Source organism: Glutamicibacter soli, from assembly GCF_003309065.1.
Classification (GTDB): domain Bacteria; phylum Actinomycetota; class Actinomycetes; order Actinomycetales; family Micrococcaceae; genus Glutamicibacter; species Glutamicibacter soli.
On the sequence record NZ_POAF01000004.1, the window covers coordinates 268,262 to 281,571 of the forward strand.

Below are 13,310 nucleotides of genomic sequence, written 5' to 3' on the forward strand. Positions count from 1 at the left end.
TCCCGCGGCAGCCGCACGATGCTTTCAGAGCGGGCGGTTAGCCGACGCTGCTCAGCGGCAGCAACCGCTCGCGGTCCGCCGCGTACGGCGAGTCGGCTTCCGGCAGCGCGCCGTGGTGGCTGTTCGGCTCCATGACGCAGTGCGTACGCCCGTAGACCGTATACATGCACTTGTTGCAGTGGATGCAGCGGCTGGTGACCGTGGAATCCTCGCGGATGCGGTTGACCAGGTCGGGCTCGCGCAGCAACCCGCGGCCCATGGCCACGAAGTCGAAGCCCTCGCGCATGCCGGTGTCGATGTGTTCGCGGTTGTTGATGCCGCCGAGCAGGATCAGCTTGGTGTGCTTCATGGCCGGCACGAACTGGCGCGCCGCGTCCAGCATGTACAGGTCCTTGTACGGGAAGCTGCCCAGGGCGAACTTGCCGAACAGCCGCACGCCGGTTTTCATCGGTTCCTTCACCACCGCCGCGAAGTCAGAGACCGGCACGTCGCCGCGGAACAGGTACATCTGACGGATGATCGAGGACCCCTGGGTCAGCTCGATCGCGTCAAGGTTGCGGTCCTCGTCCAGCAGCTGCGCGGTGCGGATCGAGTCGTTCAGCCAGATGCTGCCCGGCAGCCCGTCGTCCATGCTGATCTTGGCGATGACCGCGATCTTGCCCCCGACCTCCGCACGCACGCGCTGGGCGATCTCGCGCACGAAGCGCGAACGGTTCTCGATGCTGCCGCCGTATTCGTCCTTGCGGCGGTTCAGCAGCGGGGAGAGGAAGGAGCTGGGCAGGTAGTTGTGCCCGAAGTGCAGCTCCACGGCGTCGAAGCCGGCTTCCACCGCGATCCGGGCGGCCGCCCCGAATTGCTCGATGACCATGGTGATTTCCTCGCGCAGGATGGCGCGGCAGTATTCCATGGAGGAGGGGTTCACGAACTTGCTCGGCCCCATGGAGGTCACGCCGGTGATCTTCTTGGAGGCGACCATGCCCGCGTGGCCCAGCTGCGCGGAGATCGCCCCGCCCTCGGCGTGGATCGCGTCGGTGAGCCGCTTGAGCCCTGGCAGCGACTTCTCGCTCATCAGGATCTGGCCCGGCGCCGAGGCGCCCTCGGGGGAGACGCAGCAGTAGGCCACCGTGGTCATGCCCGCGCCGCCGCGGATGAAGTCCAGGTGGAAGTCGATCAGGTCGTCGGTGACCAGGCCCTTGGGGGAGCGCCCCTCGGAGGTGGCGGCCTTGATGATGCGGTTGCGCAGCGTCACCGGGCCCAGGGTGACCGGGGCGAACGGATCGGGAATTGTCGTGGTCATGCTCATCCTTTTCGCGGCACGAGGCCGGGTGGTGGGATAGGGGATAACAAACAGAGACAAGGGGCCCCCACCATGGTGCGGACCGTGGTGGGAGCCCCTTTGCCGGGTGCGCCGCCGAAATTCCTAGAGGGCGTCGGCGACAAGCGCGTCGCCGATGACCGGCTCCACGCGGGACTTGATAGGCAGGCGGCCCTCGCGCACCGCGTCATCGATGCTCTGGCTCAATGACGAGCAGCTCAGTGCGGTGGTGCCGCACACGCTGTCCCGGGCATCGGCCGTGGCTTCGGCGAAGCGGGGGCACGAGGTCGCCGCATCGCTGACCCACTGCACACTGGTGTGCGGGATGCTGAACTTCTCCACCAGGACGGCGGTCCCGCACTGCTGGCAATCGATCTGTTTCATGAGGTGCTCCTCGCTGGCCCGTTTCCGGGCCGATAGTACTTTTCCCCTGCATCGATGCGCCGGGTGCGTGGTTAGTCGGTAAAGGCTAGGCCTTGGCCTTGGTTGGATCCTGTTCCGGAACCATGCCCTTGGCCACGTTTTCAGCGACCTCGACCTTCCAGGTCTCCAGTGCCTTGGTGGTGTCCACTTCGAACTCGAAGCGGGCGACCATGTCCTCGGTGATGTCCTCGACATCCACGAAGAACTGCTCGTACCAGCGGCGCAGCTGGTAGACCGGGCCGTCTTCGGCGGTCAGCAGCGGGTTCTCGATGCGGGTCTTGTGCTTCCAGATCTCCACGTCCTGCTTGAACTGGGTCTCGACGCCTTCGGTGAACATGTCGGCCATGGCGTTGGCCTGCTCCTGGGTGACGCCGTCGATGGTGTGCACCGAGGTGCCGAACATCAGCACGAACGAGTCCTGCGAGATCGGGTAGTGGCAGTTGACCAGCTTGGTTTCAACGGTGGTGTCGCCGGCAACGGTGTACACGGTGTCCAGCATGAAGGACGGGCCGTAGTAGGCGGCGTCGGAGATGGTCTCCGAGTCAGGCATGTCCAGCTGCACGCCGGTGTGGATGTCGTCGCGGCCGGTCGAGCGCATGTGCTGCGCGGCGATGTGGCCCTCGAAGATGTTCTTGAAGTACTGCGGCATCTGGTAGTGCACGTAGAAGAAGTGCGCCATGTCCACCACGTTGTCCACGATCTCGCGGCAGTTCGAGCCCTCGACCAGGAAGGTGTTCCAGGACCAGTCGCTCCACTCGTCGGTGCCGAAGCCCGGAATCTCCGGGATGGTCACGTCAGCCGGAGGAGGGTTGCCCTGCGGGTCGTTCCAGACGAACAGCAGGCCGTTGACCTCCATGGTTTCCCAGGCGGCGGTGCGGGCGCGCAGCGGCACGCGCTGTGCGTACGGCACGTCCTTGCACTTGCCGTCGCCGCCCCAGCGCCAGTCGTGGAACGGGCACGAGATCTCGTCGCCCTTGATTTCACCCTTGGACAGGTCGCCACCCATGTGGCGGCAGTAGGCGTCCAGCACGTTGAGCTTGCCCTTGGTGTCGGCCCAGATGACGACCTTGGTGCCGAAGACCTTGATGGTGTGCGGCTTGCCGTCGCGGAAGTCCTTGGAGCGGCCCAGGCAGTGCCAGCCGCGGGCGAAGCGGGTCGGGTTGCTGCCCGCGTCGATCAGGCGGACTTCGTCGAACTGCTCGGAATCGGTGATTTCGGTCATGTCAATGGACATGGCTTCTCCTTTGCGTTGGTGTGGTGCCGGCGATCCGTAAGGTGCCGCCGAAGGGTAGCTGCGCACCGATGGCAGGGCCATCATCGGTGAAGGCCTGTTTGGTGCAGCGAGCTGGGGGTCTTGCAGGGTTGCTCAGCGCATGAGCACTTGCCCGCCGTCCACCGGCAGGGAATGCCCGGTGATGTAGCGGGAGTTTTCCGAGCAGAGGAACACGACCGCCGGGCCGATGTCCTTCTCGGTGTCACCCATGCGCCCCAGCGGAATCGTCGCGATGTACTCGCGGGCTTCCTCCGGGTTGATGCGCTCCCAATGCTCAAGGGAGGGCGAGGTGGCCAGCGGAAGAATTGCGTTGACCCGGATGCCGTCGGCTGCCCATTCGCAGGCGGCCGTGCGAGTCAGCACGCGGATCGCTTCCTTGGCGGCCGCGTAGCCGCCGTAGCCGGTCGGGTTCCACCGCACGCCCGCGGCCGAACCCAGGTTCACGATGGCGCCGTCATTGCCCTGCATATGCGGGTGGCAGGCGCGCATCAAGCGCCAGGTGGCCAGCGGGCCGGATTCCATGCCGCGCAGGTAGTCCTGCTCCGCCAGGTCCAGCAGCTGTCCGTGCACGGTGGTCTGCGCGTTGTTGACCAGGATGGACAGGGAGCCGAAATGCTCCACCACGTCCCCGACCAGCTTTTCGATCTGTTCCGGGTCGATGACGTCGCACGTGAACGCATGGGCGTCTCCGCCTTCCGCGCGGATCTGGGCGGCCGTGTCTTCCACCTTCTGCGCGGTGCGTCCGGCGAGCGCTACCCGCGCTCCTTCGAACGCCAATGCGCGGGCGATGCCGCGGCCTACGCCCTGCCCCGCTCCGGTGATCAAAGCCACCCGGCCGTCGAGTACACCCATGCCTGCTCCTATTCGTTGCCAACGCTTCAGCACTCAGTGTGCCAAGCGGATGTGACGAGGATCTCCTCTTATCCCACTGTCTGGGACTTTGCGCGGAGCGGTTTTCGGATCGGCAACATACTGATTTCACGCTCGCGCAGGGCGGCCGGCATCCGGCCCCCGATCCACGCAGTTAACTGCGTCGCGCAGGACGCTTGGCGATCCGCGCACTCCCGGGAAGGAAGCCCCGGGAACCACCGATGCACCGCGGGCGTACATCACTCACACCGCACAGAAAAGGAAGCGCCATGGCGTCCTCCGGGCAGCATGCCTCACCGAAAACGGCCAAGTTCCCTGGCTACGCGAAAATTGTCAGCGTCCTGCTGGTCGCCGAATTCGTCGGCACCTTTGAATCAGCGATGATCTTCATCGCGCTGCCCAGCATGATGCACGAGTTCAACGTCGACGCAGCCGCCATCGGCTGGGCCGCGACGGCCTTCCTGCTGGTGGCCGCCGCCTCCGCCGCGGTCTGCGGACGACTGGGCGACATGTACGGGCGCAAGAAGCTGCTGGCGATCGTGCTGGCGATCTCCGTGGTCGGCTCGATTATCAGCTTCACCTTCGGTTCGCTGGAAGGCGTGATCCTGGGCCGTGCGCTGCAGGGCGTGGCCGGGGCGACGCTGCCGCTGTGCCTGGGCCTGGCCCGCCAGGAACTGCCCAAGGAAAGGGTGCCGAACGTGATCGCGCTGATCGCCGGGTCCTCGTTCCTGGCCGGCGCCGGCGGCAACCTGATTGCCGGCGTGCTGCTGCAACTGGGCAACTGGAAGGCGCTGTTCATCGTTTCCGGCGCCATGGGCCTGATCGCCGCGCTGATGGTCATCACCATGCTGAAGACCTCCCCGGTGGCCCGCGGCGAAGTCCGCGGCATCGACTACGTCGGCGGCCTGCTCTTCGCGCCGGCCGTGGCCCTGGTGCTCTACGGCCTGACCAACGCCAGCGCCTGGGGCGTATTCAGCGGACGGACCCTGGGCTTCGTGCTCGGCGGCCTGGCAGTGGCGGCCCTCTGGGTCGCGTGGGAGCTGCGCGTTTCCAACCCGATGATCAACCTGCGCCTGCTCAAGGCCAACAAGATGGCCTTGACCCAGCTGTGCACCGCGGTGCTGGGCATCGGCCCGCTGGTGGCGGTGGGCATCCTGACCCCGCTGATCCTGCTGGCCCCGGCCACCGACCCGGCCGGCCTGGGCGTCTCGCCTGCCGTGGGCGGCCTGATCATCTTCAGCGCCGCGACGCTCAGCTTCGTCGGCTCCCCGTTCAGCGGCAAGGTCGCCGCGGCCGTGGGCGCCAGGCGTGCGCTGCTGATCGGCATCGTGATCAGCTTTATTGGCTACTCGATGATGTTCTGGGCCGACAACAACCTGCTCACCTTCATCATCAACACCTACGTGATCTCCATCGGCGTCATGTTCTCCTACACCGCGTTCCCGAACCTGGTCGCCGAATCGGTGCCGCTGGAGAACACCAGCGAGGGCATGGGCATCAACACGGTGACCCGCACGATCTTCATGGCCGTGGGCACCACGGTGCTGACCGTCGCGCTGGCCTCCTCCACCGTGGAGGGAACCATGGTCTCCACCGAGTCAGCGTTCAACACCGCCTACATCATCATCTGCGCTTCCTGCGTGATCGGCTTCCTGCTGGCGCTACGCATCAAGGATGCGCCGCGCACCGACGCCGCGGATCCGCAGGATTCCACCCTGAGCGTCCAGGGACGCTAGGCCCCGCGCGCAGCGGGTCCGGCACCACCCGGACCCGCCATATTCCACCCGCCCCGGCTTGCTCGACGCATCGAGCGGTCCGGGGCGGGGACCCGTCCGCCGGTGGCGCATCCCAAATCTCGCGCGCCGTTCCGGACTTTCTTTCAGTACGCATTACCCAGCGCCCGGTTCCCCGGGCGCTGTCGCAACCATGCACTGACAACAGCAAAGGAAACACGATGGCGTCGTTTCTAGACAAACAACAGGCCGGGGCCACCCGGTCCAGCTATGCAAAGATCATCACCGTGCTGATCGCCACGGAACTGGTCGGCACCTTTGAATCCGCGATGATCTTCATCGCCCTGCCCAGCCTAATGGCCGAGTTCCAGACGGACGCGGCCACCGCCGGCTGGGCGGCCACCTCCTTCCTGCTCGTCGCCGCGGCCTCCGCCGCGATCTGCGGCCGCCTGGGAGACATCTACGGACGCAAGAAGATGCTGGTGATCGTGCTGTGCATCTCGGTGGTCGGCTCGATCATCAGCTTCACGGCAGGCTCCATCATCGGGGTCATCATCGGCCGCGCATTCCAGGGCGCGGCGGGCGCAACGCTGCCGCTGGGCCTGGGCATCGCCCGTGCGGGCATCGAGAAGGACAAGGTCCCCGGTGCCATCGCGCTGGTCGCCGCGGTATCCTTCATCGCCGGCGCCGGCGGCAGCCTGGTGGCCGGCGTGCTGCTGGACCTGGGCAACTGGCACGGCCTGTTCATGGTCTCCGGCATCCTGGGCCTGATCGCAGCGGTCATGGCCATGACCATGCTTGACCGTTCCACCGGACTGAGCAAGGACGACCGGAGGATCGACTACATCGGAGGCTTGCTCTTCGCCCCGGCCGTGGCACTGGTGCTCTATGGCGTTTCGAACGCGGCCGCCTGGGGCATCACCAGCGCCCGCACCTTGCAGTTCGTGCTCGGCGGCCTGGCCCTCGCCGCGATCTGGATCTGGTGGGAACTGCGGGTCCAGAACCCGATGATCAACCTGCGCCTGCTGAAGACCAACAAGATGGCGTTGACCCAGCTGGCCACCGCGATCCTGAGCGTGGGCCCGCTGGTCGCCGCGCAGATCATCGGCCCGATGATCATGCTCTCCCCGGCCGGTTTCGGCGTGGGCCTGGGTCTGTCGCCGACCATGGGCGGACTGGTCATCTTCGGCGCCGCGTCCGTGGCGTTCATCTGCTCGCCGATCAGCGGGAAGATCGCCGCGAAGGTGGGTGCCCGCCGTTCGCTGCTGATCGGCGTGGTCATCTGCGTGATCGGCTACGGGGCGCTGTTCTGGGCGCAGTACAGCGTGCTGAGCTACATTATCGCGATCAACGTGGTGTTCATCGGCACCATGTTCGCCTACACCGCGTTCCCGAACCTGGTCGCCGAGTCGGTGCCGGTGGAGAACACCAGCGAGGGCATGGGCATCAACACGGTCACCCGAACCATCTTCATGGGCGTGGGCACGACCGTGACCACCATGGCGCTGGCCTCCTCCACCGTGGAGGGCGTTGGCGTTCCGTCGGAATCCGCCTACACGCTGACCTACACGATCGTCCTGGCCACCAGCCTGATCGGCTTCGTGGTTTCCTGGCTGATCCGCGACCGGAAGAACGGGAAGCGTGCCGCCGGCACTGCTGCCGCCGGTAACGAGGATCTGGTCGGAGCCGTCGAAAGCTAAGCCCAGCGGGCAGCAGGCAACACAGGCAAGAGGCCGGGGAGGGACCCAGTAATCGGTGTCCCTCCCCGGCCTCTGTGCCGTGCGCGGGGTGCGGCGCGGATCAGGCGCCGGTGCGCTTGATCAGCGCGGCCAGCGCCTGGCCGCCGCCGATGCACATGGTGACCACCGCGTGGTCCAGGTCCCGGCGCACTAGGTCCTTGGCCGCGCGCAGTAGCAGGATGGCGCCGGTGGCGCCGATCGGATGGCCCAGGGCAATGGCGCCGCCGTAGGGGTTCACGCGTGCAGGATCCAGCTTCGCGTCCCGGATGACTGCCAGCGCCTGCGCGGCGAAGGCCTCATTGACCTCGAAGGTGTCGATGTCCTGCGGGGACAGGCCGGTTTCGGCGAAGAGCTTGTGCAGGGCCAGCGTCGGGGCGTAGCCCATGTAGGCAGGATCCAGCGCGGCGGTGGTGACATGCTCCAAGGTGGCCAGCGAGCCCAGGCCGAGCTCCTGCACGGTCTGCTGCCTGGCCAGCAGCACCGCGGCGGCGCCGTCGTTGATGCCCGAGGCGTTGCCTGCGGTCACGCTGCCACCGGCCCGGAAGGCGGGCTTCAGCAAAGACAGGCTTTCGGCGGTGGTGTCCGGGCGCGGGTGCTCGTCGACGCTCACCGTGGCCGGCTTGCGCCCGCCGGTGGTCACCGCGGTAATCTCCTCGGCGAAGGCGGCCAAGGCTTCGGCGGTGCCCGAGCGGCGTTGGCTTTCGGCGGCGAATTCGTCCTGCTGCTCGCGGCTGATGCCGTACTTGTCCGCCACGTTTTCAGCGGTGACGCCCATGTGCTGCTCGGAGAACGGGTCGGTGAGCATGGCTACCGTGCCATCCAGCACGGTGCGGTTGCCCAGCCGGGAGTTGCCGCGGGAGTCGTAGTCCAGGAACGGCATGCGGGACATGGATTCGGCGCCGCCGGCGAGGATGAATTGCGAGCCGCCCCAGGCCAGCTGCTGGGCACCGGACCAGATGGCCTGCAGCCCGCTGCCGCACAGGCGGTTGACGGTGAACGCGGGAGTGGATTCGGGCAGCCCCGCGCCGAGGGCCACTCGCCGGGCAAGATACGCGTCCGGGCCGACCTGGCCCACGCAGCCCATGATGACCTCGTCGACCTGTTCCGGGGCGACCGAACTGCGGGACAGCGCCTCGCGCGCGGCAATCTGGCCCAGCTCATGGGCCGGCACCGAATTCAGGCTCCCGCCGTAGCGGCCTACGGGGGTGCGTGCGCCGTCGAGAATGGCGATCTTTTCTGTAGACAAGTCGGCTTCCTTAGATCCTGGTAGTTAATGCAGGCCCACGGCCATGCCACATGCCTGCCACGTTACAAAAAAGTCCTAGTGGCGGGCCTGAGATGATCCCGTTCTCCGGGATCCTTCCGGCGCGGCCCGCCGCCGTTGCGCGAGCATGGAGGGCGGGGACCCTCACCGGGTCCGCGCGGCGACCCGGAAGCTTCCGGAGCAAGGATTTTCATGTTCTCCGATTTGGCGTTCTTCTCCTTCGTCCAGCTGGACGATGCTTCGCTGCATGGCGCGTACAACCGCTGGCACCAGCTGGATCACCGCCCCGAGAACCTCGCCTTGCCCGGCGTGGCCTGGGGAGACCGTTGGGCCCGGGTCCGTGAAGAGGATCCGGCGCATGCCGCCGACTCGGCGTTCGCGGACACCGATTTCGTGGCGATGTACTGGTTCCGGGATCCAGTGGAGCACAGCGTCGATGCCTGGGACCGCCTGGGCGAAGCGTCATTCCAGTGGGGTCGCGGGCCCATCATTCCCGGGGTCGAACGCAAGCTGCTGGCGTTCTTCCGCCCGGTCAAGGGCTACTCCGCGCCGCACGCACTGGTCAGCCCCGACGTGCTGCCGTTCCGCCCGAACCAGGGCCTGCACATCACGCTCACCCGCTACCCGGAACCGCACGGTCTGGACGCACACGACAGCTTCCGTTGGGAAGACACCGAGCTGATGCCGGAACTGCTGAAAGTCCCAGGGGTCGCCGGAGGCTGGACCTTCTCCTTCAGCCACGCGCAGAAGCACAGCACGCTGCCTTTCGCGGACACCGTCAGCCACCGGCCGAGCGAACTGCGGATCCGATTGCTGTACGTGGACGGGGAACCGGAGAGCACCGGTGCAGCGATCCGCGGCACCGAACAGCAACTTGCCGCCGAACCCTCGGCGCCAAAGGCCGGAGAAGTCCTCTTCTCCTCGACACTGAGCACAATCGTTCCTTGGAGGGACTGGTGAAAAACATTGAAGAGCGCCTGCAGGCGCTGGAAGACCGGGCTGAAATCCTGGACCTGATTGCAAGCTACGGACCCTTCGCCGACTCCGGCAACGGGCAGGCCATCGAGCGGCTCTGGGCCGAGGGCGGGACCTACTCCTTCGACACCACCACGCTGCAGTACGAAGACCTTGCGGGGCTGGTCGAATTCGACACCCACAAGGACTTCATGGCCGCCGGGTGCGCGCACGTCGGCACTGCCCCTTCGCTGCGCATCGATGGGGACACCGCGGTGGCCACCAACCATTCGCTGGTTTTCGCCCGCCGCGGCGAGCCTTGGACCGCCGAGCGAGTCAGCGCCAACCGCTGGGAGCTCACCCGCACCACCGAGGGCTGGAAGGTATCCAAACGCGAGAACCGCCTGCTGACCGGCAGCGAATGGGCGCGGCAGCTGTTCAGCAACTAATGGTGCGCCTCGGGCTCTATCGTGGAATAAGGGGCACGACACGGGACGTCACTCGACTTTAGCCGATGGAACACTCGGCGAACTCAAGGTCCTCGACGAGAAGAACAGTGATGCCTTAAATAGCAGCATCGAGTGACTTGGAAACTGGAAATCGGTGTATGCGAGTTGAGTTAGCCGAGACCGAACGAGCCTATAAAGTCTTTGGGAAATTCGGCCAGTAACGGCGCGTGACCGAACTATCAAGGCGAGCCACTGTTTGGGCCTGTCTCTGTGGATGCAATACTTCGCCTTAGCGTCAAAGTCTGAAACTGCGATGGGGCGGGTAATCGAAATAACGTGAACGAAGTGGAGACCCCCTCGGCGGCCTGCCTTGACTCGGTGAGCCTGCTTTAACGCAGAAAATCGGTGATCGAGAGTTTCGCAAGAACCTCCCAACCACCGATTACTCGTGTACGAGCTAGCTTAGGGACTTCGCTACCCCTGCCTTCCCGTGCACTATGGCCAAAGCTACCCATAACAGCACTGGGACGACGGCGATTGTTGCCACGATTGCAAAGGGCAATTCGGTACTCGCAGTCAGGACGAATGCGGTACCTAACACTGAGAACACACTAGCCATTATTCCGACAATGAATCCTGCTTTCCCGGCTTCTCGGCTCACCTCAGCTACAGCCGTAACACCTGCAATGACAGCAGCGAGGGCCGAGAGTAAGGAAACCCCGGTCAAACCATTCGCTCCGGTGAAAATTGATCCGACGGTGAAACATGCCGCCACCGTAATTTTCAGGCTTGTGGACATCCTGAACATTCCTTCATTTTGCATTGAGATCACCTTCTGAAAGAGAACGGATTACTTAGCCCAAGGTGTCGCGCACCAAGCGCCAGCTGCTGCGAGCGAGGCGGCTAGGCCTACAACTCCGCCCTTAACAGCCTGCTTGCCCAAGAACTTCACCATAGTTTGAGCCGCCTTATTCCAATCCTTGCGATTGATGTATCCCAGGATCGTTCCTTCAGAAGCGCCGAAGAGGGCCCCGAACCCGGTGAAGTTCAAGACGCACTGACCGTAGCTTGCCGTCGATGCTACTGGAAGATTTCCGGTATGAGTTTGTGGCACCTGGGCACGGAACTGGGCAATAATCTGTTGGCCTTCGGCCTCGCCAAAGTGCCCGATGATGCTCTGTTCATCTACACGGAACGACCCATCTTCGTTCTGGGTGATTCCATGGGTGAATAGGGCGTCAAGGTCCTTAGCCAATTTTTCCACTTCGGCATCCGACACCGATGCTTCAGCAAGTTTTGTACCTGCTGGATGGACCTGGGTGGGCGTTGACGCTGACGCGGGAAGTGCGGTGAAGGTCAAGCCGCAAGCCAGGAAGGCAGCAATAGAAGCGTTCACAAGCTTATTCTTCATTCTTTGTTCTCCAAATGAGCGTGAACTACCCCAACTGGTCTCTGGGGTATCTGCACTTAAACCGTATCTAACTCATTTGGCTTAAGCTAGGCCAAATCAAAGGTGCTATTGTTAACAGTCATCCTACTTAAGTAGGATGGTGGCATCTTTGAAAATGTGTTATGAAACGTCCATCCATGTCCACTCTTGCAGCCCTAGCTGCGGCTCTTATCTCTGTATGTCGGACGTTCAGGAACGTCGACAAGTACGCCAGCGAACGGCTTCGTATCGGCGCTGAAACCGACTCCGTTGACCTACATTTGACCTGCCCGCTCCGTGCCTCCTCATGTTCGCTTGGAATTGTCGCTCCAATACCCATCTCCTGCTTGAGCCTGTGTTAGTGGCTTAATCCAGAACGCGCCAACAAATGTCCGATTACGTTTCCTGTCGGTTTCAGGCTCTAGTGGGCGCTGCCAACGGAGCGCTGCTTCAATGATGAATTCTCGCTGCAAGTTCCAATGCTGGGCCGAATCGCGCTAGGGACACCGTGAACCATCGTCTCGAGGTCTGATTTGCCAGGGCAGTCAACGACGGGCATTCGTATTAAGCAGGTGATGCTTCTGGTTTTCCAGGAGCATCACAAGTATTAGCCGAGTTTCGCTAGGCGCCGCTGTACTGCTCGAAGCGCGTCAGCGGGGTTTCCCCGGACTCCTCCAGTCGCTGCAGGGTGGACAGGCGCGGGCCCAGGGCGCTGCCGAAGCGCTGGTCCCAGTGCTCGAACTCGTCGGTCGCCAGCGCGCGCCGGGCATGGTGCACCCAGTTCGGGTTGTCCAGCATCTCGCGTCCCAGCAGCACGATGTCCGCGTCCTGGTCTTCGATCATCCGGCTGGCCTGCTCCGGATCCACGATGAAGCCCACGCAGGCCACGACCGCGTCGGTTTCCGCCTTGATGGCCCGGGCGAAGTCCGCATGGAAGCCGAAGCCGCGGCGCACGCGGGTGTCGCTGGAACGGTCGGTGGTGATGCCCCCGGAAGAGGTGTCGATGACGTCCACGCCGGCGGCGTTCGCATGCCGGGAGAACTCGACGATGTCCTCGATGCCCAGGCCGCCGTCCAGCACGCCGTCCACCGAGGACACCCGGTAGGCCAGGATGATCTCGTCGCCGATAGCCTTGCGGATCGCGCGGATGACCTCCAGCGGGTAGCGGATGCGCCCGGCGGTGTCCCCGCCGTAGCCGTCGGTGCGGGTGTTGGAAATGGGGGAGAGGAAGGAATGCAGCAGGTAGCCGTGGGCGCCATGCAGCTCGATGTAGCGGAAGCCCGCCTCGGCGGCGCGGCGCGCTGCGGATGCCCACTGGGCTACCGACTCGGCGATCTCCGCCTCGCTCATCTCGGTCGGCACCGGCCAGTTCGGGCCGGCCGGCAAGGCCGAGGGGCCGACGGTCTGCCACGGCGGGTTGCCCGCCAGGGCGTCCGTCTCATCCAGCGGGGCGCCGGCATGCCACGGCTCGCGCACCGAGGCGCGGCGCCCTGCATGGCCCAGCTGGATTCCGGGGACCGAACCGTGGGCGTCGAGCAGGCTCGCGATGCGGGTCATGCCCTCCACATGGGCGTCGTCCCACAGGCCCAGGTCGAAATGGGAGATGCGGCCGCGCGGCTCGATGGCCGTCGCCTCGACGATGACCAGCCCCGCGCCGCCCAGGGCGAAACGCCCCAGATGCGCCAGGTGGAAGTCGCTGGCGAAGCCGTCAACCGCGGCGTACATGCACATGGGCGAAACGCCGGCCCGCAACGGCAGCGTGGTGCCGCGGATGGTCAGGGGCGTAAAAAGCGCCCGGTCCTCGGTGCTTGCTGTGCGCGCATCAATAGTCATGCCAGCACTCTATCGAGCAGCCGCAGCG

Annotated in this window: 12 protein-coding genes; 5 read left to right on the top strand and 7 right to left on the bottom strand. The window is 64.8% G+C overall.

What is annotated here, in order from left to right; all coding sequences use genetic code 11:
• Positions 1 to 37 precede the first annotated feature (37 nt).
• The 4 genes from C1H84_RS10355 to C1H84_RS10370 all read right to left on the bottom strand — a co-directional run bounded on the left by C1H84_RS10355 (position 38) and on the right by C1H84_RS10370 (position 3,863).
• Positions 38 to 1,297: an NADH:flavin oxidoreductase gene (locus C1H84_RS10355; protein WP_113607356.1), complete on the bottom strand. Its 1,260-nt coding sequence runs from the start codon at positions 1,295 to 1,297 to the stop codon at positions 38 to 40.
• Positions 1,298 to 1,420: 123 nt separating this feature from the next.
• Positions 1,421 to 1,699: a hypothetical protein gene (locus tag C1H84_RS10360; protein WP_047120458.1), complete on the bottom strand. Its 279-nt coding sequence runs from the start codon at positions 1,697 to 1,699 to the stop codon at positions 1,421 to 1,423.
• A gap of 85 nt (positions 1,700 to 1,784) precedes the next feature.
• Positions 1,785 to 2,972, bottom strand: coding sequence for a 3-ketosteroid-9-alpha-monooxygenase, oxygenase component (locus tag C1H84_RS10365; protein ID WP_181728105.1), 1,188 nt, complete (start codon positions 2,970 to 2,972; stop codon positions 1,785 to 1,787).
• A 132-nt stretch (positions 2,973 to 3,104) separates the two neighbouring features.
• On the bottom strand, positions 3,105 to 3,863 hold the full coding sequence (locus tag C1H84_RS10370) for an SDR family NAD(P)-dependent oxidoreductase (protein ID WP_113607357.1): 759 nt from the start codon (positions 3,861 to 3,863) through the stop codon (positions 3,105 to 3,107).
• Between the two features lie 287 nt (positions 3,864 to 4,150).
• On the opposite strand from C1H84_RS10370, the gene C1H84_RS10375 reads away from it, so the two are divergent.
• A complete protein-coding gene (locus tag C1H84_RS10375; protein ID WP_047120456.1) occupies positions 4,151 to 5,617 on the top strand; it encodes an MFS transporter in 1,467 nt (488 codons plus the stop codon).
• A gap of 218 nt (positions 5,618 to 5,835) precedes the next feature.
• A complete protein-coding gene (locus C1H84_RS10380; protein WP_052772545.1) occupies positions 5,836 to 7,314 on the top strand; it encodes an MFS transporter in 1,479 nt (492 codons plus the stop codon).
• Positions 7,315 to 7,414: 100 nt separating this feature from the next.
• Here the strand turns inward: C1H84_RS10380 and C1H84_RS10385 are convergent, their stop codons facing one another.
• Positions 7,415 to 8,599, bottom strand: a complete 1,185-nt coding sequence (locus tag C1H84_RS10385) for a thiolase family protein (RefSeq protein WP_113607358.1) — start codon at positions 8,597 to 8,599, stop codon at positions 7,415 to 7,417.
• A 210-nt stretch (positions 8,600 to 8,809) separates the two neighbouring features.
• On the opposite strand from C1H84_RS10385, the gene C1H84_RS10390 reads away from it, so the two are divergent.
• The 3 genes from C1H84_RS10390 (at position 8,810) to C1H84_RS18270 (ending at position 10,859) form a co-directional block, all read left to right on the top strand.
• On the top strand, positions 8,810 to 9,577 hold the full coding sequence (locus C1H84_RS10390) for a hypothetical protein (RefSeq protein ID WP_113607359.1): 768 nt from the start codon (positions 8,810 to 8,812) through the stop codon (positions 9,575 to 9,577).
• Positions 9,574 to 10,020 carry a nuclear transport factor 2 family protein gene (locus C1H84_RS10395; protein WP_181728106.1) on the top strand — a complete coding sequence of 149 codons (447 nt, stop codon included), beginning with the start codon at positions 9,574 to 9,576 and terminating at the stop codon, positions 10,018 to 10,020. Before C1H84_RS10390 ends, C1H84_RS10395 begins: the two co-directional genes overlap by 4 nt.
• A 497-nt stretch (positions 10,021 to 10,517) precedes the next feature.
• Positions 10,518 to 10,859 carry a hypothetical protein gene (locus C1H84_RS18270; protein ID WP_181728107.1) on the top strand — a complete coding sequence of 114 codons (342 nt, stop codon included), beginning with the start codon at positions 10,518 to 10,520 and terminating at the stop codon, positions 10,857 to 10,859.
• 11 nt (positions 10,860 to 10,870) lie between these two features.
• On the opposite strand, the gene C1H84_RS10405 is transcribed toward C1H84_RS18270, so the two are convergent.
• A complete protein-coding gene (locus C1H84_RS10405; protein ID WP_244910879.1) occupies positions 10,871 to 11,431 on the bottom strand; it encodes a hypothetical protein in 561 nt (186 codons plus the stop codon).
• Positions 11,432 to 12,070: 639 nt separating this feature from the next.
• Positions 12,071 to 13,282 (bottom strand): NADH:flavin oxidoreductase/NADH oxidase, encoded by a 1,212-nt coding sequence (locus tag C1H84_RS10410; protein ID WP_113607361.1) that lies wholly within the window; start codon positions 13,280 to 13,282, stop codon positions 12,071 to 12,073.
• Positions 13,283 to 13,310: the final 28 nt, after the last annotated feature.

Bases quoted from the DNA above. Each gene is read 5' to 3' on its own strand.
- C1H84_RS10355 (WP_113607356.1), bottom strand. From the start codon at position 1,297: ATGACCACGACAATTCCCGATCCGTTCGCCCCGGTCACCCTGGGCCCG.
- C1H84_RS18270 (WP_181728107.1), top strand. From the start codon at position 10,518: ATGGCCAAAGCTACCCATAACAGCACTGGGACGACGGCGATTGTTGCC.
- C1H84_RS10380 (WP_052772545.1), top strand. From the start codon at position 5,836: ATGGCGTCGTTTCTAGACAAACAACAGGCCGGGGCCACCCGGTCCAGC.
- C1H84_RS10360 (WP_047120458.1), bottom strand. From the start codon at position 1,699: ATGAAACAGATCGATTGCCAGCAGTGCGGGACCGCCGTCCTGGTGGAG.
- C1H84_RS10405 (WP_244910879.1), bottom strand. From the start codon at position 11,431: ATGAAGAATAAGCTTGTGAACGCTTCTATTGCTGCCTTCCTGGCTTGC.
- C1H84_RS10370 (WP_113607357.1), bottom strand. From the start codon at position 3,863: ATGGGTGTACTCGACGGCCGGGTGGCTTTGATCACCGGAGCGGGGCAG.
- C1H84_RS10375 (WP_047120456.1), top strand. From the start codon at position 4,151: ATGGCGTCCTCCGGGCAGCATGCCTCACCGAAAACGGCCAAGTTCCCT.
- C1H84_RS10390 (WP_113607359.1), top strand. From the start codon at position 8,810: ATGTTCTCCGATTTGGCGTTCTTCTCCTTCGTCCAGCTGGACGATGCT.
- C1H84_RS10365 (WP_181728105.1), bottom strand. From the start codon at position 2,972: ATGTCCATTGACATGACCGAAATCACCGATTCCGAGCAGTTCGACGAA.
- C1H84_RS10410 (WP_113607361.1), bottom strand. From the start codon at position 13,282: ATGACTATTGATGCGCGCACAGCAAGCACCGAGGACCGGGCGCTTTTT.